The organism is Streptomyces adelaidensis (assembly GCF_016598475.1).
Taxonomy (GTDB): Bacteria; Actinomycetota; Actinomycetes; order Streptomycetales; family Streptomycetaceae; genus Streptomyces; species Streptomyces adelaidensis.
In genome coordinates this window covers 57,396-76,335 of sequence record NZ_JAEMUX010000007.1, presented here as the reverse complement: position 1 = coordinate 76,335, position 18,940 = coordinate 57,396, and the positions used below count along the sequence as shown (strand labels likewise).

Here is an 18,940-nt window from a genome sequence, read left to right as displayed (position 1 = left end):
AAGACCACATGAAAGTTACTGATTGGTAGAGAGGCCTCGACGATCATTCCGTCGCCACCGGCCCCGTGCGCGATGATGGTCACGGGACATCGAGGCAGGGGGCAGCGTGGTGACCTGGAGTCGTACGGATCCGGCGGGGGCGGTCGGGGGCAGCCGGGTCATGGAGGTGGCCTGCGACGAGTCGGGGGCGGACGGCGAGAACCTCACCACCGGGAACACCGATGTGTCCGCGCACGGCAGCGTCCGGATGCCGGTGGAGGTCGCCTCCGCCCATCTGCAGGAGATACGGAACCGCATCCGCTCCCCGGCGGAGGAGTACAAGGCCAACATCCTCCTGCGCGAGAAGCACCGAGCGGTGCTGGCCTGGCTGCTCGGGGCCGACGGACCGATCCACGGTCATGCCCATGTGCACCTCACGGAGAAGCCGTTCTTCGTCGTGGACCGTGTCGTGGCCCTCCTCACCGACCGGGGCCCGGACACCGCCCGCACCCTGCACCGGGAGGGGCCGCGCTCCTTCGGGAGCGAGCGGTGGCGGGAGTTCCTGGAGTCCGCCAACAATCTGCTGCGCACCCGGCGGAGCCCCGAGGCCGTCGAGTCCCCCGTCGACCCGTTCTTCCATGCGGTGGACGCGCTGCTTCTCATGCCCTCCCCGGAGCCGGTGGGCGAGATCCTGGAGCTGCTCGCGCGGGCCCGCTCCCGCGCCGACTCCTACCGGGCGCGGATCGCCGAGAGCCCCGAGCTGTTCCCCGTGCTCAATCCGCTGATGCCCGCCATCGTCCACACCGCCGCGCACTGGCGCCGCGAGGGGCTGCCGGTGGCGCTGGTGCACGACCGGCAGAATCTGCTGACCGACGAGCGGATCGCCTGGATCGAGGAGCGGGCCCAGCTGGCCGGCCTCCGGCTGGTCGTGGCGCGCGAGGACCCACGGGTGCTGCTCGCCGACTTCCTCGCGGGTACGGCGCGCAAGATCGCGTCCGACGAACTCAATGGTCAGGGCGACGCCGAACTGACGGAGCTGCTGCGGCCGTACGTCGGTGTCTCGTCCGTCTGGGGCGACGAAAGCAGCTGGGCGGCGCTCGGCCCGAAAGCCCGCCGCATCCGGCCCCTGTGAAGATCGCGGAAGTCTCGGCAAAGGGCAACGGCCGGGTCTACATTGCCCGTTGGATGAAGCACCTTCACAGACGATCCAGGAGTTGACGCCGTGACGGACAATCCGGCAGCCGCGGACTTCCCCTCCTCGTCGCTGAACAGCCGCATCGTCACCACTCGGCCGCGCGCGGCGCGGATCTGGAACTACTGGCTCGGCGGCGGGGACTACTACGAGGTGGACCGGAAGGCCGGGGACGAGATACGCCGACTGCATCCGAGCATCCGTGACTACGCCCTCGCGGACCGGCAGTTCCTGGGGCGGGCCGTCCGTCATCTGGCCGCCGACGTGGGGATCCGGCAGTTCCTGGACATCGGCGCCGGGCTGCCGACCGCGGAGAACACCCACGAGGTCGCCCAGCGCATCGCCCCGGACGCCCGGATCGTCTACGTAGACAACGACCCGCTGGTCCTGGTGCACGCCCGCGCCCTGCTGACGAGCACGCCCGAGGGCCGTACGGACCACGTCGACGAGGACCTGCGCAACGTCGACGCGATCCTCGAACACGCCGCGCGAACCCTGGACCTGACCCAGCCGGTCGCGCTGATGCTGCTCGACGTGCTGGCCTTCATCCGCGAGGACGAGGACCCGTACGGCATCGTGCGCCACCTGATGGACGCCCTGCCCAGTGGCAGTCATCTGGTGCTCTCGCACACCATCACCAGCCCGGCGTGGCCCGACGTGGATGTCGCGGCCGCCTGGTGGAACGCGCACGGCATCCCGGCGCTGACCCAGCGCACCCCTGAGGCGATCGCCCGCTTCCTCGACGGGCTCGACCTCCTCGATCCGGGCGTCGTCTCGTGCACGCGCTGGCGGCCGGAGGTCACCGGCGATCCCTCTTCCGAGGAACCGGCGGAAGTGGCCATGTACTGCGGAGTGGGAGGCAAGCGCTGATGGCGGTCGACCTGGTCAGGCTCCAGTTGGACGTCACCGACTTCGACCTGGCACGTTTCCAGCCGTATGTCGACAAGTGCCGGACCTCGGGCATCCGGCTGACGACTCTCTCCGAGCTCGGCGACACCCCGGAGCACCGCCGGGCGTTGTATGAACTCAACAAGGAGTGCTCGGCGGACATCCCGGAGCGCGGCGAGTTCCACACCTACGACGAGTACCACCGGCTCCGCATCGAGGTGCCCGCCTACGATCCGCGCGGCGTGGTGCTGGCCCTGGACGGCGACCGGTGGATCGGGATGGCGGCGACCTCGGACCGGCGGGGCTCCGGGTTCGTGTTCAACGAGATGACCGGGGTGCGGGTCTGTCACCGGGGCCGGGGCATCTCGGTGGCCATGAAGACCTTCGGCATCGGGTTCGCCGGGATCTGCGGCGTGAGCACGGTCCGTACCGTCCACCATCCGGCCAACGAGAGCGCGATCGCCATGAACCGGACGTTGGGATACGTCGACGCGGATTGGTGAACACGCGCCGGTCGGCGCACGTATGGAAGGAGGGCGCTCAAGGACCGGACGCCCTCACGGTGTTGACGCCGTGTCGGACGGGGTTCGGGAGCCAGGCGATGAGGCACGCACGACGACGAGTCGTGAAGCGGGTGGCACGGCTGACGGCCGTCGGGGGACTGCTCTGCGGAGCCCTGATGGTCACGCAGGCGGCGATGGCGACCGAACCCACCACCTCGCCGCCCGCCATCCGGAGTTCGGTGCTGGCGGCGTCCGGCGCCGGCAACGGTCTGGTGAGCGAGCTGGGCGCCTCGCGTACGGCGGGCACCTGGATCGCCGACGACGGCAGCCCGGTAGTCGCGGTCACCGACGAGAAGGCGGCGGCTGAGGTCAAGCAGGCGGGTGCGCGGCCCAAGATGGTCGAGTACAGCGCGAAGGACCTCAAGTCCGCCACGGCGGCGCTGCGTTCCGCGCCCCGGGTGTCGGGCACCTCCTGGGCCGTCGACCCCGCCTCCAACGAGGTCGTGGTGCGGGCCGACAACACGGTCTCCGCCGACGACTGGGCAAGTCTCACGGATCTCGCCGAGGAGATCGGCGGGTCCGTGCGGATGGAGCGCACCGAGGGCGCGTACACGATGCGGCTCAACGGGGCCCAGCCGATCTTCGGCAGCGGCGGGCGCTGTTCGATCGGCTTCAACGTGACCGACGGCGAGAACGATTTCATGCTCACCGCCGGGCACTGCGGTCCCGCCGGCTCCGTCTGGTTCGCGGACAACCAGGGCCGGCAGGAGATCGGCCGGACGACCGAGTCCAACTTCCCCGGCGGTGACTTCTCGCTCGTGCAGTACCTCCAGGACGCGCCGAGCAACTCGACCAATGTCGTCTCGGTCGGTGACGGCCGGGGGGTGCGCATCACCTCGGTCGGTGACGCGGCGGTGGGCCAGCGGGTCTTCCGCAGCGGCAGCACCAGCGGCTTCCGCAACGGTGAGGTGACCGGCCTCGACGCCACGGTCAACTATCCGGAGGGCACGGTCAGCGGGCTCATCGAGACCACGGTCTGCGCCGAACCGGGCGACAGCGGCGGCCCGCTCTTCTCGGAGGGGGTGGCGCTCGGGGTGACCTCGGGCGGCAACGGCGACTGCGATCAGGGCGGTACGACCTTCTTCCAGCCGCTCTCCGACGCCCTGGACGACCTCGGCGTGGAGATGGCCGGCCTGCCCCAGGCCCCCGCCGCGGCCGACGGCTCCGCCGACGACGACGCCCAGGGTGCCGCCGCTCCCGGCGCCGCCGAGCCGGGCTCCGTGGAACCCGTGGAGTCCATCGGCGCCGCCTCCGATCTCCTCGACCGCCTCGCCGACCCCCGCAATGTGGGCCCGGGCCTCCTGGTCATCGCCGGCAGCATGGTCGCCCTGGCGGCGACCCGCTTCATCCGTACGGAACAGGACCGGCAGAGGTATCGCCGCCAGTATTCGCAGAGTTGGGGCTGAGCGCCCGAATGGGCCGCGGCCCGGGAACTACTCGGCTGCGGCCCATTCGAGAACGAGTCGCTCGTACTCGCTCCGCTGCTCCGTGTTCAGGATCCCGCCGCTCCGGAACCAGAGCGCCCGGATCTCGTCGTTGACCTCGGCGGCCGTTCGCGCCGGTGTTTCCGATCTTTCCAGGACGACATCAGGAGTGGTGGACATGGTGTAAACCATATGCCCTCGAACGTGAAGCCGATGTGAGTAAAGGTCCCACTTCAGACATTACGGAACGTGAAGCTGATCACTCTCCGTTTACGGCTCTGCGGTTCCGAGCACAAGCACCTGAATGGCCAGCACGGCCGCCCCCCGCGCCCAGTCGTGGAAGTCGGACACCTTGGTCTCCAGACGGACGGGCGCGGCCAGCGGATGCCGCTGGGCCCGGATCGCCTCGTCGACCGCCTCGCCCGCCACCTCCATCAGCCCGACGCCCTCCCCGGCGAGCAGGATCTTCCGCGGCATGACGAAGTTGGAGATCTGGGCGACCAGCGTGCCCAGCGCCCGCCCCGCCTCGCCGATGACGCGCACACACATCGGATCGCCCTCGGCCGCCCCGGCCAGGATCTCCTCGTACGTCACCTCGCGGCCGGTCGCCGCCTGGACCTGGTAGCGAATGCCGGGGATGCTCAGCATCGAGACGGCGCTGCCGCGTTCCCCTTCGGGGGTGAGCGGGCCGCTGGGGTCCGCGATCCAGTGGCGGCCGAATCCCCGGTCCTCCTCCGCGTACGGCACGCGTTTTCCGCCGAGGACGAGTCCGTAGCCGATGCCGGCGCCGATGGTGAGGACGACGAAGCGGTCGAGGCCGCGTCCGGCGCCGAACCAGGTCTCGGCCTCGACGAGCGCGGCGACGTCGTTCTCCACGACCACCGGCAACCCGGTGCGTTCCTCGACGAGTTCGGCCAGCGGCACATCGCGCCACGACAGGAAGGGTGACTCGCCGACCACCGCGCGTCGTCGGACGAGCCCGCCGACGCCGATGCCGATGCCGGCGAGGGAGGGGTGGGCGCGGGCGAGTTCGCCGGTCATCTCGGCGAGCAGGTCGGCGACCCGCTCCGGCTCGTGCGTGTCGAGCGGGCGGTCGTGGCGGGCGACGATCTCGCTCCTGAGCGTGGTGACCACGCCGTACACCATGTCGTCGGTGATCTTGAAGCCGATGAAGGAGCGGGACTCGGCGACGATGTCCAGCGGCTGCGAGGGGCGGCCCTGGCGGACCTCGGGGAGCGTGGCGCCCTCGGCGGACTCGACGAGCAGCCCCGACTCGATCAGCGGTTTGGTCAGCCGGGTGAGGCTGCCCGCGGACAGGCCGAGGCGCCGGGCGAGGTCCGTGCGGGAGAGCGGGCCATGCACGAGCACCTCGATCGCCACCGCGCGTTCCCCGGAACTGAGCGGCAGCCAGCTGGCAGCGAGTGCGGTCATGGAGGTCACACTCCCACTCACTTTTTGTTTCGCACTGGAAGTAATGAGCCCACGATAGATCAGGATCTCCACTTTCAGAAGATGTCTGCAGGCCCCTTGACGCCATAATTCTTCCGCGACGAAAGTAAGTGGCCCGAGGATGAGGCAGAGCCGCCGATGAGGGAGCCCCGATGACCATCGCCTCCAGCAGTCCACCGGTCCGCCGGAGAGGTGACGGCGCGCTGGCCGCCGTCTTCATCGCCCCGGCGATGCTGGGCTTCCTGGTGTTCCTGCTCTGGCCGACGCTGCGCGGCGTCTACCTGAGCTTCACCCGCTTCAATCTGCTCACCCCGGCGGAGTGGGTGGGCCTCGACAACTACGTCCGTATGGTCAACGACCCCATCTTCTGGGACTCGTTGACGGTCACGGTCGAGTACGTGCTCATCAACATCGGTGTGCAGACGACAGCCGCCCTCGCCATCGCCGTACTCCTCCAGCGGCTCACCCAGTCGTCCCTGCTGCGCGGCATCGTGCTCACGCCCTATCTGATGTCCAACGTGGTCGCCGGTCTGGTCTGGCTGTGGATCCTCGACACCCAGCTCGGCATCGGCAACGAGATCATCAGCGCCCTCGGCTTCGACCGCATCCCGTTCCTCGCCGACGAGACCTGGGCGATCCCCACGATCGCCCTGATCAATGTGTGGCGGCACGTCGGCTACACCGCGCTGCTGATCTTCGCCGGCCTCCAGGCGATCCCGAACGACATGTACGAGGCGGCCAAGGTGGACGGCGCGAGCGAGTGGCGGATGTTCTGGCGGGTCACCATGCCGCTGCTGCGGCCGGTGCTGGCGGTCGTGCTGATCATGACGGTGATCGGGTCGTTCCAGGTCTTCGACACCGTGGCGGTGACCACGGCGGGCGGTCCCGCGAACGCGACGAACGTGCTCCAGTACTACATCTACGGCTCCGCCTTCGGCCGCTTCCAGTTCGGCTACGCCTCGGCGATGTCCGTCGCCCTGCTGGTCGTGCTCAGCGCGATCACCGTCCTTCAGTACCGGCTCACCCGGGCCGGCCAGAGCGACCTCGGCTGACGGAAGGAAGACACCGACATGGCTGCCGTGACGACTCCCACGACTCCCCCGACTTCCACGACGACAGCGCCGTCGGCCGTACGGCCGGTGCGGCGCGGGTTCTCCTTCGGGCGGGCCGCGGCCTGGACCGCGCTGGGCCTGATCGTGCTCATCACCCTGCTGCCGTTCTACTGGATCCTGCGTACCGCGCTCTCCACCAACGCGGGGCTCAACGCGGACCCCGCCGATCCGCTGCCCGTCGATCTCACCGGCAGCGGCTTCGAGCGGGCCCTGGGGCTCCAGTCGGCCGACGAGGCGATCGCGCAGGGCGGGGCGGGCGGCGGGCTCGACTTCTGGCGGTATCTGCTCAACTCGGTGATCGTCTCGACGCTGATCACCGGCTGCCAGATCTTCTTCTCCGCGATGGCGGCGTACGCCTTCGCGCGGTTGCGCTGGCGGGGCCGGGACAAGGTGTTCGGGCTGTTCCTGGCCGGGCTGATGGTGCCTACCATCTTCACGCTGCTGCCGAACTTCGTGCTCATCAAGCAACTCCACCTGGTGGACTCGCTGCTCGGCATCGCGCTGCCCAGCCTCTTCATGACACCGTTCGCGATCTTCTTCCTCCGGCAGTTCTTCCTGAACATCCCGCACGAGGTCGAGGAGGCGGCACTGCTGGACGGGGCCGGGAAGGTCAGGATCTTCTTCCGGGTGATCCTGCCGATGGCGGTCACCCCGGTCCTCACCCTGTCCGTGCTGACGTACATCACCTCCTGGAACGACTACTTCTGGCCGCTGATGGTCAGTTACAGCGACGGCTCGCGGGTGCTGACCGTGGCGCTGGCGATCTTCCGGGCGCAGACCCCGGCGACCGGCGTGGACTGGTCGGGGCTCACGGCGGCGACGCTGATCGCCGCGCTGCCGATGCTGGTGCTGTTCGCCTGCTTCGCCCGCCGCATCGTCAGCTCCATCGGCTTCACCGGGATCAAGTGAGGGAAGTGAAGATGCGACTTCGTACGCTGAGCGCGCTGGCCGGAGCGGTGACGCTGTCCCTGGTGACGGGCTGCGCGCAGGGCGACGGCACCGGGGCGTCCGCGAACACGGTGACGTACTGGCTGTGGGACGCCAACCAGCTCCCCGCCTACCAGGCCTGCGCCAAGGGCTTCGAGAAGGAGAACCCCGGACTGGACGTGAAGATCACCCAGCTGGGGTGGAGCGACTACTGGACCAAGCTCACCGCCGGGTTCATCGCGGGCACCCAGCCGGACGTGTTCACCGACCACATCCAGAAGTTCGGCCAGTTCGCCGACCTGAATGTCCTGGAGCCGCTCGACGACCTGGGTATCGAGGAGTCCGACTACCAGCCGGGCCTCGCCGCCAACTGGATCGGCCAGGACGGCCACCGCTACGGAGCCCCGAAGGACTGGGACACCGTCGCGCTCTTCTACAACGAGAAGCTGGCGAAGGACGCGGGCCTCACCGCCGCCGAACTGAACGGCCTCTCCTGGAACCCGAAGGACGGCGGCACCTTCGAGCGGGCCATCGCCCACCTCACCGTCGACAACTTGGGCAGGCGCGGCGACGAGCCCGGCTTCGACAAGAACAACGTCAAGGTGTACGGCCTGGCCAGCAACGGCGGGGGCTACGCCGACGGGCAGACCCAGTGGAGCCCCTTCACCGGCTCGGCCGGGTGGAGTTACACGGACAAGGCGCGCTGGGGCACGAAGTACCAGTACGACAGCGAGACCTTCCAGTCGGTCGTCCAGTGGTACTTCGGGCTGGCGGAGAAGGGCTACATGGTTCCCTTCGCCGACTACAACGTCCAGTCCAACCAGGCCAACACCCAGATCGCCGCGGGCAAGGCCGCCGTCACCTTCGACGGCGCCTGGATGATCTCCACGTACGACGGCTTCAAGGGCATGGACATCGGCTCGGCCGTCACCCCGGCCGGCCCGACCGGCAGGCGCGCCACCATGATGAACGGCCTCGCCGACTCCATCACCAAGGCCTCCGAGAACAAGGCGGGCGCCCGGAAGTGGGTGGCGTATCTGGCCTCCGACCGGTGCCAGAGCGTGGTGGGCCGGTACGGGGTCGTCTTCCCCGCCACACCGGCCGGCACCGAGGCCGCCGTCGCCGCGTACGAGAAGAAGGGCATCGACGTCTCGGCCTTCACCGAACCCGTGGCCGACACCGAGGACTTCCGGACCTTCTCCTACCCGATCACCAACTACGCGGCGGACGTCACGGCCCTCATGCAGCCCGCGATGGAGGACATCTACGGCAACGGCGCGCCGGTGAGCGGCCTCGACAAGACCAACGACCAGATCAATCTCGTTCTCGACCAGTGATTCCACCAGTGAAGGACACCTCCTCCATGACGTTCTCCCTCGGCATCGTCGGCGCCGGCCAGTTCTCCGGCCAGTTCGCCACGCTGTTCCAGGCCCACCCCGGCGTCGGCGACGTGTACGTCACCGATCTGCTGCCCGAGCGGGCCGAGGAACTCGTGGCCGCGCAGGGCCTGGCCGGCACCTTCCCCTCGTACGAGGCGATGCTGGAGTCGCCGGCGGTCGACGCGGTGGCGATCTTCACCCAGCGCTGGACCCACGGGCCGCTGGTGCTCCAGGGCCTGAGCGCCGGCAAGCACGTGTACTCGGCGGTGCCGATGGCGATCAGCACGGAGGAGATCGCGGCGATCATCGACACGGTCCGGGCGACCGGGCTGACGTACATGATGGGTGAGACCAGCCAGTACAACCCGGCGACCGTGCACGCCCGGAACCAGATAGCCGAGGGGGCCTTCGGGCGGATCTTCTACGCCGAGGGCGACTACGTCCACGACATGGATCTGGGGTTCTACGAGGCGTACCAGTACAGCGGCGGCGAGCAGTGGAAGCGGACCGCCAGCTATCCCCCGCTGCTGTACCCGACGCACTCCGTGGGCGGGGTGCTGGGCGCCTGGCAGACGCACGCGGTGAGTGTGTCGGCGATCGGGGTGGTGGACGAGCGCGGGGACGGGGTGTTCGACCGGGAGGTCAGCCAGTTCGGCAACGACTTCTCCAACGCGAGCGCGCTCTTCGAGGTCGCGGGCGGCGGGTCGTTCCGGACGAACGAGTTCCGGCGGGTCGGCTACCCCTCGCAGATCCGGGAGTCGCGTTTCCGGTTCTTCGGCACGGACGCCAGCATGGAGCAGCTCGCCACGGTGGCGTTCTGGCAGGACAAGAAGGGGGTGAAGGACATCAGCGAACTCCTCGAGCCGAAGCAGACCCTGTCGCCCGACGACCCCTCGCTCCAGCACATCGCGCCGGATCTGCGGGCCGCCTTCACCTCCGGGTCCGCGCCGGTGCACGACCGGTCGCGGCTGCCGCGCGAGTTCGACGAGCTGCACAACGGGCACGAGGGCAGCCACCACTTCCTGGTGGACGACTTCGTGACCGCGGTCAACACCCGGACGCTGCCGTCGGTGAACGCCTGGGTGGCGGCCCGGTACACCCTGCCGGGCATCGTCGCGCACGACTCCGCGCGGCAGGGTGGGGTGCGGCTGGAGATCCCGGACTTCGGGGACGCGCCGCGGTAGCGGGGCGGCGCGTGCGGGCCGGGTACCCGCTCAGGTGCCCGGCTTGCGGCCGTACACGTAGACGTCGTCGCCCTTCTTCAGCAGCGACCAGTACTTCTTGGCGTCGGTCTTGGTCATGTTGACGCAGCCGTGGGAGCCGGGCGGGTTCCACATGCTGACGCCGACGGAGTGGAAGGCCTGGCCGCCGTCGAAGAACTGGCTGTAGGGCATGGGCACGTGGTAGATGGACGACACGTGGTCGATGTTCCGCCAGTAGATCTTCGTCAGGCCGGTGCGGGTCTCGTAGCCGTTGCGGCCGGTGCGGACGGGCACGGGCCCGTAGACGAGCTTCTTGCCGTCCTGGATCCAGCTCAGCTGGAGCGTGAGGTCGACGCAGGCGATACGGCCCTTGTTCACCGGGCACTTGCCCGCCTTGTCGGGGTTCTTGCCGACTGCCTTCTGCTTCAGCATGAGATCCATCACGCCCCAGGTGACGGACCCCGCGTAGCCGATGTTCGGTGTGATGCCGTGTTTGGTCTGGAAGGCCTTGACCGCCTTGCAGTCGGCGGTGGACTGCTTCCCGTCGACCGGCCGGCCGAGGAACTTCTCCACCTGCTTCTGGTACGGCCCGGTCGTCGCCGTGCAACTCGCCGCCCGCGCGGGCGCGGCGGCGCCCAGCGTCAGTGCGAGCGGTGTCAGCAGACCGGTGATCGTGAGTGCGACGGCGCCTCTTCTACCTATGTCCCCCATGGCGGGCCTTTCCCTTTCGCGCGCTTTGCTGCTTCTGGCGTGGTAGACAGCCGACGAGGGCCGGCGGTTGTGGGGCGGGGCACGTCGAGACGAAACAGTTACACGGCCGGTAATTCAGATATAGAGTTCTCCGCATGAGCAACAGCGATTCCATATCTCGCGTGGCCTTGAAGAAAATCACCCCAGATGTGTCCGGCGCGATGGGCTCCCTGCACGCCGCCGCCGTTTCCGCGGCGCGGGACGCGAAAGTCGAGCCGGAGATCCTCGAACTGATCAGAATTCGCGCCTCGCAGATCAACGGCTGCGCGTTCTGCCTGGACATGCACACCAAGGACGCCCGCGCGCAGGACGAGACCGAGCAGCGGATCTACGCGCTCAGCGCCTGGCGGGAAACACCCTTCTTCACCGCCCGCGAGCGGGCCGCCCTGGCGTTGACCGAGGCCGTGACCTTGGTACACGAAGGTCAGGTGCCCGACGAAGTCTACTCGGCGGCCGCGGAGGTCTTCGACGAGGAGCAGGTCGCGGCACTGATCTGGGCGGCCACCGTGATCAACGCGTACAACCGGATCGCGATCGCGACACGGATGGCGCCGGGGGCTTATCAGCCCGCCAAGAAGTAACCGCGAAACCCGCGGGAAAAGCTCCCCGAATTCATTTCAGAACGACTTTCAGCGCCGGGCCGATTTCCTTTCGGCCCGGCGCTTCTCCGCGCCCTCGCAGCTTTCTTGTCATCTGTCGTCTCAGTGGTCCGGCAGTGGCTCCATGAGGTCGTCGAGCCATTGCCGCCATTCCGGCGCGTGGACGGCCGGGCCCGGGGTCATGGGCCGGCCGGTCCAGGCGGCGACGGGGCGGATGCCGTGGAGGGCGTTGACGAGCCACACCTCGCGGCCGTCCAGCTCGGCCAGGGAGCGCTCTCGGTGGGCGATCCGGACGCCGGTGCGGGCGGCCCGCTCCTGGAGGAGTGCCATGGTGACTCCGGCGAGCAGGGGCAGCCGGGGCGGCGGCAGGCAGAGGGTGTCGTCCTCCCACCAGAGGATGCTGGAGTTGGCGGCCTCCAGCACCAGCCCGGAGGGCGCGATCAGTACGGCCTCGTCGGCGTCCGCGCCGGAGGCCCGCTTGCGCACCCGGGCCAGGGCGTCCAGGTCCGGCCCCTTGCGGCGGGGCACGGTGCGCGGGTCGGGCTGGCCGGCCGCCCACACCCGCACCTCGGCGGTGAGCGGCGGGGCGTGTCGCAGCAGCAGCCTCAACTCCAGTGATCCGGCGGCGAGTTCGACGCGGGGGAACCACTCCCCCGTGCGCGGCAGGGCCGCGGTCATGGTCTGCCAGAAGTCGACGACCTGCCCCAGTGGCGGTGCGCCGCATTCGCCGCAGGACCGCAGGAACCGTTCGCGGTGCCGGTCGAAGCCGCGCACCCGTCCGTCGCGCAGCAGCCATGAGTCCGCGACGAGGAGGCGTCCGCCCGGTGCCGGGCCGGGGACGAGTCCATGGTCGGGTGACCAGGTCAGCGTGGCTTCCGCGATGGCGGGTTGTGTCACTCGGTGCTCCTGTCGGTCTTCCACTTCAGTACTTGCGGCCCGCGGCGGCCGGGGAGCCGTGCCGGGGTCCGTAGGGAGCGTGCTCCAGCCAGGCTCCGCACCTGGGCACCACGGGGGCGAGGGCCGCCGCCGCCCGCTGCTTGACGCGCACGATACGGCGCCGGGGCCGCAGGTGGTCGAGGGCGGTACCGGCGGCGGCGCTGTTGAACAGTCCCGCCTGGCGGCGGAGTGCGGCGAAGGAGGCGACCGCTTCGGGGGTGCCGTCGGCGATCGCCCGGGCCGCGGCGGCCGCGTCCGTGATGCCGCTGTTCATGCCGCGCGCGCCGAACGGCGGGAAGAGATGCGCCGCCTCGCCGGCCAGCAGGACCCGGTGGTGCGGGTCGGTGAAGGAAGCGGCGACCTTGCGCAGGAAGCGGTACGTGGACACCCACAGGATCCGCTCGCCGTACCCGTCGCCGACGACCTCCGGCAGCCAGCGCCGTACGGCCTCCTCGGTGCCGTACTCCTCCGCCGCGTCGTCGTCGCGGCACTGGAGGTCGAGTTGGAAGCCGCCGGTGAAGGGCACCCGCATCACGCGGCGGCCGCCGAGTGCCGGGTGCTCGTAGTGGAAGACCCGTTCCAGGGGCAGTTCGGCCCCGGGGATGTCGGCGATGTCCGCGACGACGTGGAAGCCTTCGCCGTGGGTGCCCTCCAGGGGGATGCCCAGGGCGCGTCGCAGGGCCGAGCGGGCGCCGTCGGCGGCGATGGCGTGGGTGCCCGTCCAGGTGCGGCCGTCCCCGCCGGTGAGGGTCACGCCGTCCGGGTCGGTCCGCACGTCCGTGATCCGCGCGTCCCATGCGAACTCCACCCCGGCGTCCTGGCAGGCGGCGAGCAGGAAGCGCTCGGTGTCGACCTGGCGGAGGCTGGTGAAGGGCGGGGTGCCGGTGGGCGGCGGGAAGGTACGGGCGTAGACCTCGCGGCCTCGGCAGAGCGTGCGTCTGGTGTGCCAGGTCCGGCCGTACGCGGCGATCTCGACCGCGAGCCCCGGGCGCATTCCCTCCAGCAGTTCCAGGGTCTCGCGGTGGACGAACAGGGCGCGGCTGCCGGGGCGTTCGCGGCCCTCGGGGTCGGCTTCGAGCAGGGTGACGGGGAGGTCATGGGCGCGCAGGGCGAGGGCGGCGGAGAGGCCCACGGGGCCGGCGCCCACGACGAGGACGGGGGTGGTCATGCGCGGGTGCTCTCGGTGAGCATGCGGGTGATCTCGACGCGCTTGACCTTCCAGGTGGAGGTCATCGGCAGCTCCTCGAACCGCCACTGCCGGGGTTCGGCCATGGTGGGCAGGTCGGCGGTGGCCTCGTGCCAGCGCCGCAGGTCCAGGGGCCGTTCGCCGCGTACGCACACCACCGGTACGGGTTCGCGGTCGGCTCCGGGGACGATGACGACCTCGCGCAGTTCCTCCAGGCGGGACATCAGGGTGTCCTCGACCTCCAGGTTGCTGTGCATGGAGTCGATCTGGTCGATCTCGCGGTCGATGAGGTAGAGGGCGCCCCAGCGGCTCTGGTAGCCCATGTCGCCCATCTGCCACCAGCCGCTGTCGAGTTGGCGCAGATAGCGCTCGCGGGCGCCGAGACAGGTGAGGATGCGGCCCCGGGTGCGGGCCTCGATCCGGCCGGCGGTGCCGGCACCGACCCGCCGCCCTGCGTCGTCGGCGACGCGGACGCGGGTGAAGCCGGGGATGCCGATACCGACCCGGCGGCCGTCGGCGCGGGCCGCGCTGCGGCGGGTGAACCACTGGAAGGCGACCGGGCCCGTCTCGCTCTGCCCGTACAGCTGGATGAGCCACGGCGAGCGCCGCTTCGACGCGTCGAGCAGCCGCTGCACGGTGCGCGGGTGGATGGCGTCGAAGGTGGAGCCGTACGAGCGGACGCGGGACAGCGGTGCGCCGGGCGCGTCGGCCAGCTCCTCCCACAGGGCGAAGGTGTTGGGGTGGGTCTCGACGATGCCGGGACGGTGGCGGGCCAGGAGCGGGCCCACGTTCGCCGGTTCCGGGTCGGTGATCAGGACCAGCGGGCTGCCGAAGTGCAGCAGGACGCCGAGCAGGTGGTAGAAGCGCGAGTGCACGAACGACATGTGCAGGGCGGCGGTCTCACCGCGGGTGGGCCAGCCCATGGCCTTCTGCGGGACGAGCCGGTTCCACATGGTGTTCGGGCAGTGCACGGCCAGCTTGGGCAGGCCGGTGGTGCCGGAGCTGTGGGTGATGAGGGAGGGGTCGCGGGGGTGGAGGCGGACCGCGGCGGGGGTCGGTGCGCCCGCGTACTTCTGCAGCGGTTCGGCTCCGGGGGCGTCGTCGACGGAGAGGGTGCGCCGGACAAGGCCGGTGAGTCCGACGTCCTGGAGGGGGCCTTCGAGCTTGGCCCGGTCGGTGATCAGCCAGGGCTTGTGGAGGCGTTCGAGGAGCTGCCCGACGACCGGGCCCGCGAGGCCGGGCGACAGCAGCACGGGGACGGCGCCGATGCGGGAGAGCGCGCAGGTCAGCAGCACGATGTCGACGTTGTCGGTCTTGTGGACGACCACTTCCTCGGAGGGGCGGACGCCCGCTTCCCAGAGGCGGCCGGAGACTTCGTCGACCACGTCGGCGAGGGTGGTGTAGGCGAGGTCGGTCCCGAGGTCGGGGTTGACGTCGAGGGGCCGGTCCAGGGTGACGAACACGTGCCCGTGGCGGTCGGCGGCCTCTCTGAGCATCGAGCCCAGGTAGAAGCCGCGTCCGGTGAGTGCGGGCTGCCGATCGGCCTGAAGCTTCTCTCGCATGGGACCGAACCTTTCTGCGGGGGTGGCGGTGTCGGCCACGGCTCACCATGCTCCTTGGCGGACGAGGTGTCGGCGGAGCTTGCCGGTCGCGGTGCGGGGCAGCGTGGGCACGAAGCTCACACTGCGGGGGACCTTGAAGGCGGCGAGGGTGTCGCGGGCCATGCGGATCAGTTCGGCCTCCAGGCCCACCGCGATGGGCGGCACCGGGACGACGAAGGCCCGTAGCCTGCTGGCGCCGCGCTCGTCGGTGACGGCGGCGACCGCGACGTCCCGGACCCCGGGGTGGGTGCGCAGCAGGGCCTCCACCTCAAGGGCGGAGACGGTGATGCCGCCGACCATCTCCATGTCGTCGGCCCGGCCCAGATGCCGGTAGGTGCCGTCCGGTTCGCGGCGGGCCCGGTCCCGGGTGCCCAGCCAGCCGCCGACGAGGGCGCGCTCGGTCTCCTCGGGCCGGTTGAGGTAACCGGGGGTGACCGTCGGGCCGCGCACCCAGAGTTCGCCCGTCTCGCCGTCCGGCACCGGGGTGCCCGCGCGGTCGCGGAGTTCGACCTCGAAGCCGGGTACGGGGCGGCCGACCGTGCCGGGGTGGTTGTGGTCGAAGCCGTTGGCGCAGAAGGCGTGTCCGGCCTCGGTCGAGCCGATCTGTTCGAGGACGGGGGCGCCGAGCAGTTCGGTCACCTGCTTGCCGAGCCCGGCAGGCATGCCCTCGCCCGCCGACACCGCCGCCCGCACGGAGGCAAAGCAGTCCGCGTGCCCGTTGCCCCGGTCGGCGACCAGCGCGGCGTACGCCGACGGCACCGAGTACAGGAGGGTGACCCGGTGACGGGCGACGAGTTCGTCGACGGCGGCCGGGGTGGGGCGACGGTCGGCGAGGACGGCGGCGGAGCCGGAGAAGAGCGGGAAGACGAGGGCGTTGCCGAAGCCGTAGGCGAAGTACAGCCGGGAGACGGACAGGGTCACGTCGTCCGGGGTGATGCGGAGGAGCCTTCGGCCTATCAGGTCGTGGTAGGTCTTCGGGTCGCCGTGGACGTGTACGACGCCCTTGGGGTGGCCTGTGGTGCCGGAGGTGTACTGGATGTAGAGGGGGCTGTGGGCGTCTACCGGGTGGGCGTGCGTGGTGGGTGTGGCTGTGGTGCTCAGAGCGATCAGTTGGTCGGCGCCCAGGCGCTCCGCTCGGAGGGCTGTGGAGACGGCGCGGGTCGGTTGTGGCTGGTCGCGCAGTTCCCCGCGCCCCTTTTGGGGCGCGGTGTTGCGGGCCGGGGTGTAGTTGTCCAGGCCTGGTCCTGTGACCCAGAGGACCGCCTCCGTGTCCTCCGCCATGAACTGGAGTTCCGGTGGGGTCAGTTCGGGGTTGGCCAGGACCGCGACCGCGCCCAGGCGGGCGAGGGCGAGGAAGGTGGTGACCCAGGTGACGGAGTCCGGCAGGGCGAGCAGGACTCGGTCGCCGGGGCGGACTCCGTAGTCGGTGAGGACGGTGGCGGCGCGGGCCGCGAGGTCGTGGATCTCGCCGTGGGAGTAGGCGCGGTGGCCCTGGTGGAAGGCCGGGCGGCCGGTCCAGCCGCGCCGCTCGGCGAGGGCCGCCAGGTGGGCCGCGAGGTTGCCGGGGGCGGGCGCGTCGGCCCGGCGACGGGTGGGCTGCGCGGTCGTGGTCGTCGTCATCGGGTCGGCTCCTCGGTGACGGCCGGTGCCGAGGCGTGGTCCCGGTGGGCCCGCATCAGTGCCGCGGTCTTCAGCAGCATCTCGTCGTACTCGGCGGCCGGGTCGGAGTCGAGGACGATCGCGCCGCCCGCGCCCAGGTGCATACGGCCGTTCTGGAACACGGCGGTGCGGATCACGATGTCGAGGTCGGCGCCGCCGCTGCACCCGAGGTAGCCGAGCGCCCCGGAGTACACGCCCCGCGCCTCGGTCTCCAGCGAGTCGATGATCTCCATCGTGCGCAGCTTGGGCGCCCCGGTCATCGATCCGCCGGGGAAGCAGGCCCGGACGCAGTCCACGGCGTCGGTGCCCTCGCGGAGCTTGCCCTCCACCGTGGAGACCAACTGGTGCACGGTGGCGTACGTCTCGGTGGCCATGAGACGCGAGACCTTCACGGAGCCGGTCCGTGAGACCCGGCCCAGGTCGTTGCGGAGGAGGTCGACGATCATCAGGTTCTCGGCGCGGGTCTTGGCGTCCGCGGCCAGTTCGTCCCGCAGCAGGTCGTCCTCCTGCGGGGTGCCGCCCCGGGGCGCGGTGCCCTTGATGGGCTTGGCCTCGGCGACGCCGTCCCGGGTGATCCGCAGGAAGCGCTCGGGGGACGAGCCCGCGATGTCGAGGTCGCCGAACCTGAGGAAGGCGGCGTACGGGGCCGGGTGGATCCGCCGCAGCACCCGGTAGAAGTCGTACGGGTCGTACGGCGCGGGTAACCGGACCGCGTTGGTCAGACAGACCTCGTAGCTCGTGCCGGCTTTCAGCTCCGCCTTGCAGGCCTCGATGTCGGCGAGGTAGGTGGCGCGGTCGCGGACCAGCCAGGGTTCGGCGGCGCGCGGGTAGGGCGGTGTGGCCGACCGGAGGGGGACCGTGGCGTCCGAGCCGACGAAGGTGAGCTGGGCCAGCGCGGTGTCGAGCCAGTCGCCGGCCTCGCGGGCCGCCTGCGGGGTGTCCTCGGCCAGGCAGACCGCGTAGGTGTGGCCCTCCTCGTGGTCCACGGCGATCAGCTGGTCCGCGAACAGCCAGCAGGCGTCGGGGGTTTCCGCCGTGTGCCGGTTCGGGGAGCCGGTGTCGGCCTTGAGTTCGTAGCCGAAGTAGCCGACGTATCCGCCGGTGAAGTCGAAGGGCAGGCCCGTCGCGTCGACCTTGCGGCTCGCCAGTTGCCGCTTCAGATAGTCGAAGACGCTGGCGTGGACCCTGCGGGTGGGCCGTCCCTCCCGCTGGATCTCGCACAGGCCGGTGTCGACGTCGTAGCGGACGAACTCGGCGAGCGGACCGTTGCCGTCGCCGAAGAACGAGAACCGGGACAGGCCGGGCTCCACGCGGGAGCTGTCCAGCCAGAACGCGCGCGGCGCGTCGGCGTACATCCGGGTGAAGGCGGCCTCGGGGTCGATCGCGCCGGCGATCCGGCGGGTGTGCAGCCGGTAGGCGGGGGCGGGGGCCCGCCGGGGGCGGGGGATCTTGCCGGAGAGGGAGGTGACCGAGGTTTTCCCGGTCCGCGTGGTGCCGGCCCGTTCCGCCGTGAGGTCGCGGAAGTTGACCAGCAGCCGGTGGCCGTGGTCGGTGAGGACGGACTCGGGGTGGAACTGGACGCCCCACAGTGGCCGTTCGCGGTGGCGCAGCCCCATCAGGACGCCGTCCTCCGACCAGGCGGTGGCCTCCAGGGTGGGCGGCAGCGGCTCGCGCACGGACAACGAGTGGTAGCGGACGACGGTGAAGTTCTGCGGCAGACCCTGGAACAGGTCGCGCCCGTCGTGCCGGACCGTGGACAGGTGCCCGTGGCGCGGCCACGGGGCGGGCTCGACCTCGGCCCGTTCCCCCGCCGCGATTCCCTGATGGCCCAGGCAGACGCCGAGCAGGGGGATCGTGGCCTCGGCGATCACTCTGGCGGCGATACCGAAGTCACGCGGCTCCGAGGGGTGGCCGGGGCCCGGCGACACCACCACGTTGTCGAATTCCCGCAGATCAGGAATGGCGTCGGCCGTGGCGTCATTGAGCAGCACCACCGGCTCCTCGCCATTGACCTCGGCGATCAGCTGGAACAGGTTGTACGTGTACGAGTCATAATTGTCGATGAGCAGGGTCTTCAACCAGCCCACCCCCCTC

At 70.4% G+C, this 18,940-nt stretch carries 17 protein-coding genes; 9 read left to right on the top strand and 8 right to left on the bottom strand.

Features of this window, described 5'->3' with window-relative positions:
* Positions 1-106: 106 nt before the first annotated feature.
* The 4 genes from I8N67_RS05840 to I8N67_RS05825 all read left to right on the top strand — a co-directional run bounded on the left by I8N67_RS05840 (position 107) and on the right by I8N67_RS05825 (position 4,028).
* A complete protein-coding gene (locus I8N67_RS05840; RefSeq protein WP_372443641.1) occupies positions 107-1,111 on the top strand; it encodes a hypothetical protein in 1,005 nt (334 codons plus the stop codon).
* A 90-nt stretch (positions 1,112-1,201) separates the two neighbouring features.
* Complete coding sequence (locus tag I8N67_RS05835; RefSeq protein WP_200301497.1) at positions 1,202-2,041, top strand: SAM-dependent methyltransferase; 840 nt, start codon at positions 1,202-1,204, stop codon at positions 2,039-2,041.
* Positions 2,041-2,562: a GNAT family N-acetyltransferase gene (locus I8N67_RS42305; RefSeq protein ID WP_234045162.1), complete on the top strand. Its 522-nt coding sequence runs from the start codon at positions 2,041-2,043 to the stop codon at positions 2,560-2,562. The genes I8N67_RS05835 and I8N67_RS42305 overlap by 1 nt, the downstream gene beginning before the upstream one ends.
* A gap of 98 nt (positions 2,563-2,660) precedes the next feature.
* Positions 2,661-4,028 carry a S1 family peptidase gene (locus tag I8N67_RS05825; protein ID WP_200301496.1) on the top strand — a complete coding sequence of 456 codons (1,368 nt, stop codon included), beginning with the start codon at positions 2,661-2,663 and terminating at the stop codon, positions 4,026-4,028.
* 27 nt (positions 4,029-4,055) lie between these two features.
* Here I8N67_RS05825 and I8N67_RS05820 read toward each other — a convergent pair whose 3' ends face one another.
* The gene (locus tag I8N67_RS05820) at positions 4,056-4,226 is read right to left on the bottom strand and encodes a hypothetical protein (RefSeq protein WP_200301495.1); all 171 of its coding nucleotides are present in this window, start codon (positions 4,224-4,226) and stop codon (positions 4,056-4,058) included.
* Between the two features lie 90 nt (positions 4,227-4,316).
* The gene (locus I8N67_RS05815; RefSeq protein ID WP_200301494.1) at positions 4,317-5,477 is read right to left on the bottom strand and encodes an ROK family transcriptional regulator; all 1,161 of its coding nucleotides are present in this window, start codon (positions 5,475-5,477) and stop codon (positions 4,317-4,319) included.
* Between the two features lie 170 nt (positions 5,478-5,647).
* Between I8N67_RS05815 and I8N67_RS05810 the strand changes: the two genes are divergently transcribed.
* The 4 genes from I8N67_RS05810 to I8N67_RS05795 are packed head-to-tail and all read left to right on the top strand — an operon-like array spanning position 5,648 to position 10,097.
* Positions 5,648-6,547, top strand: coding sequence for a carbohydrate ABC transporter permease (locus I8N67_RS05810; RefSeq protein ID WP_200301493.1), 900 nt, complete (start codon positions 5,648-5,650; stop codon positions 6,545-6,547).
* A gap of 18 nt (positions 6,548-6,565) precedes the next feature.
* On the top strand, positions 6,566-7,516 hold the full coding sequence (locus I8N67_RS05805) for a carbohydrate ABC transporter permease (RefSeq protein ID WP_200301492.1): 951 nt from the start codon (positions 6,566-6,568) through the stop codon (positions 7,514-7,516).
* Between the two features lie 11 nt (positions 7,517-7,527).
* Positions 7,528-8,871: an ABC transporter substrate-binding protein gene (locus tag I8N67_RS05800; protein ID WP_200301491.1), complete on the top strand. Its 1,344-nt coding sequence runs from the start codon at positions 7,528-7,530 to the stop codon at positions 8,869-8,871.
* Between the two features lie 26 nt (positions 8,872-8,897).
* Positions 8,898-10,097 carry a Gfo/Idh/MocA family protein gene (locus I8N67_RS05795; RefSeq protein WP_200301490.1) on the top strand — a complete coding sequence of 400 codons (1,200 nt, stop codon included), beginning with the start codon at positions 8,898-8,900 and terminating at the stop codon, positions 10,095-10,097.
* A gap of 30 nt (positions 10,098-10,127) precedes the next feature.
* Here the strand turns inward: I8N67_RS05795 and I8N67_RS05790 are convergent, their stop codons facing one another.
* Positions 10,128-10,826, bottom strand: coding sequence for a L,D-transpeptidase family protein (locus tag I8N67_RS05790; protein WP_200301489.1), 699 nt, complete (start codon positions 10,824-10,826; stop codon positions 10,128-10,130).
* Positions 10,827-10,960: 134 nt separating this feature from the next.
* Between I8N67_RS05790 and I8N67_RS05785 the strand changes: the two genes are divergently transcribed.
* Positions 10,961-11,446, top strand: coding sequence for a carboxymuconolactone decarboxylase family protein (locus tag I8N67_RS05785; RefSeq protein WP_200301488.1), 486 nt, complete (start codon positions 10,961-10,963; stop codon positions 11,444-11,446).
* Positions 11,447-11,566: 120 nt separating this feature from the next.
* Here the strand turns inward: I8N67_RS05785 and I8N67_RS05780 are convergent, their stop codons facing one another.
* The 5 genes from I8N67_RS05780 to pabB are packed head-to-tail and all read right to left on the bottom strand — an operon-like array spanning position 11,567 to position 18,924.
* Complete coding sequence (locus tag I8N67_RS05780) at positions 11,567-12,361, bottom strand: aminotransferase class IV (RefSeq protein ID WP_200301487.1); 795 nt, start codon at positions 12,359-12,361, stop codon at positions 11,567-11,569.
* A gap of 25 nt (positions 12,362-12,386) precedes the next feature.
* Complete coding sequence (locus I8N67_RS05775) at positions 12,387-13,568, bottom strand: FAD-dependent monooxygenase (RefSeq protein WP_200301486.1); 1,182 nt, start codon at positions 13,566-13,568, stop codon at positions 12,387-12,389.
* Entirely contained in the window at positions 13,565-15,148 is a 1,584-nt protein-coding gene (locus tag I8N67_RS05770) for a class I adenylate-forming enzyme family protein (RefSeq protein ID WP_200301485.1), read from the bottom strand. The genes I8N67_RS05775 and I8N67_RS05770 overlap by 4 nt, the downstream gene beginning before the upstream one ends.
* Before the next feature lie 42 nt (positions 15,149-15,190).
* Positions 15,191-16,807 (bottom strand): benzoate-CoA ligase family protein, encoded by a 1,617-nt coding sequence (locus I8N67_RS05765; RefSeq protein ID WP_200301484.1) that lies wholly within the window; start codon positions 16,805-16,807, stop codon positions 15,191-15,193.
* Entirely contained in the window at positions 16,804-18,924 is a 2,121-nt protein-coding gene (gene pabB, locus I8N67_RS05760; RefSeq protein ID WP_200301483.1) for an aminodeoxychorismate synthase component I, read from the bottom strand. Before pabB ends, I8N67_RS05765 begins: the two co-directional genes overlap by 4 nt.
* Positions 18,925-18,940 lie beyond the last annotated feature (16 nt).

Excerpts from the sequence above, each read along its gene's own strand:
- I8N67_RS05785 (WP_200301488.1), top strand. The coding sequence starts at position 10,961 with ATGAGCAACAGCGATTCCATATCTCGCGTGGCCTTGAAGAAAATCACC.
- I8N67_RS05810 (WP_200301493.1), top strand. The coding sequence starts at position 5,648 with ATGACCATCGCCTCCAGCAGTCCACCGGTCCGCCGGAGAGGTGACGGC.
- I8N67_RS05765 (WP_200301484.1), bottom strand. The coding sequence starts at position 16,807 with ATGACGACGACCACGACCGCGCAGCCCACCCGTCGCCGGGCCGACGCG.
- I8N67_RS05770 (WP_200301485.1), bottom strand. The coding sequence starts at position 15,148 with ATGCGAGAGAAGCTTCAGGCCGATCGGCAGCCCGCACTCACCGGACGC.
- I8N67_RS05815 (WP_200301494.1), bottom strand. The coding sequence starts at position 5,477 with ATGACCGCACTCGCTGCCAGCTGGCTGCCGCTCAGTTCCGGGGAACGC.
- I8N67_RS05825 (WP_200301496.1), top strand. The coding sequence starts at position 2,661 with ATGAGGCACGCACGACGACGAGTCGTGAAGCGGGTGGCACGGCTGACG.
- I8N67_RS05775 (WP_200301486.1), bottom strand. The coding sequence starts at position 13,568 with ATGACCACCCCCGTCCTCGTCGTGGGCGCCGGCCCCGTGGGCCTCTCC.
- I8N67_RS05795 (WP_200301490.1), top strand. The coding sequence starts at position 8,898 with ATGACGTTCTCCCTCGGCATCGTCGGCGCCGGCCAGTTCTCCGGCCAG.
- I8N67_RS05805 (WP_200301492.1), top strand. The coding sequence starts at position 6,566 with ATGGCTGCCGTGACGACTCCCACGACTCCCCCGACTTCCACGACGACA.
- I8N67_RS42305 (WP_234045162.1), top strand. The coding sequence starts at position 2,041 with ATGGCGGTCGACCTGGTCAGGCTCCAGTTGGACGTCACCGACTTCGAC.
- I8N67_RS05790 (WP_200301489.1), bottom strand. The coding sequence starts at position 10,826 with ATGGGGGACATAGGTAGAAGAGGCGCCGTCGCACTCACGATCACCGGT.
- I8N67_RS05800 (WP_200301491.1), top strand. The coding sequence starts at position 7,528 with ATGCGACTTCGTACGCTGAGCGCGCTGGCCGGAGCGGTGACGCTGTCC.
- I8N67_RS05820 (WP_200301495.1), bottom strand. The coding sequence starts at position 4,226 with ATGTCCACCACTCCTGATGTCGTCCTGGAAAGATCGGAAACACCGGCG.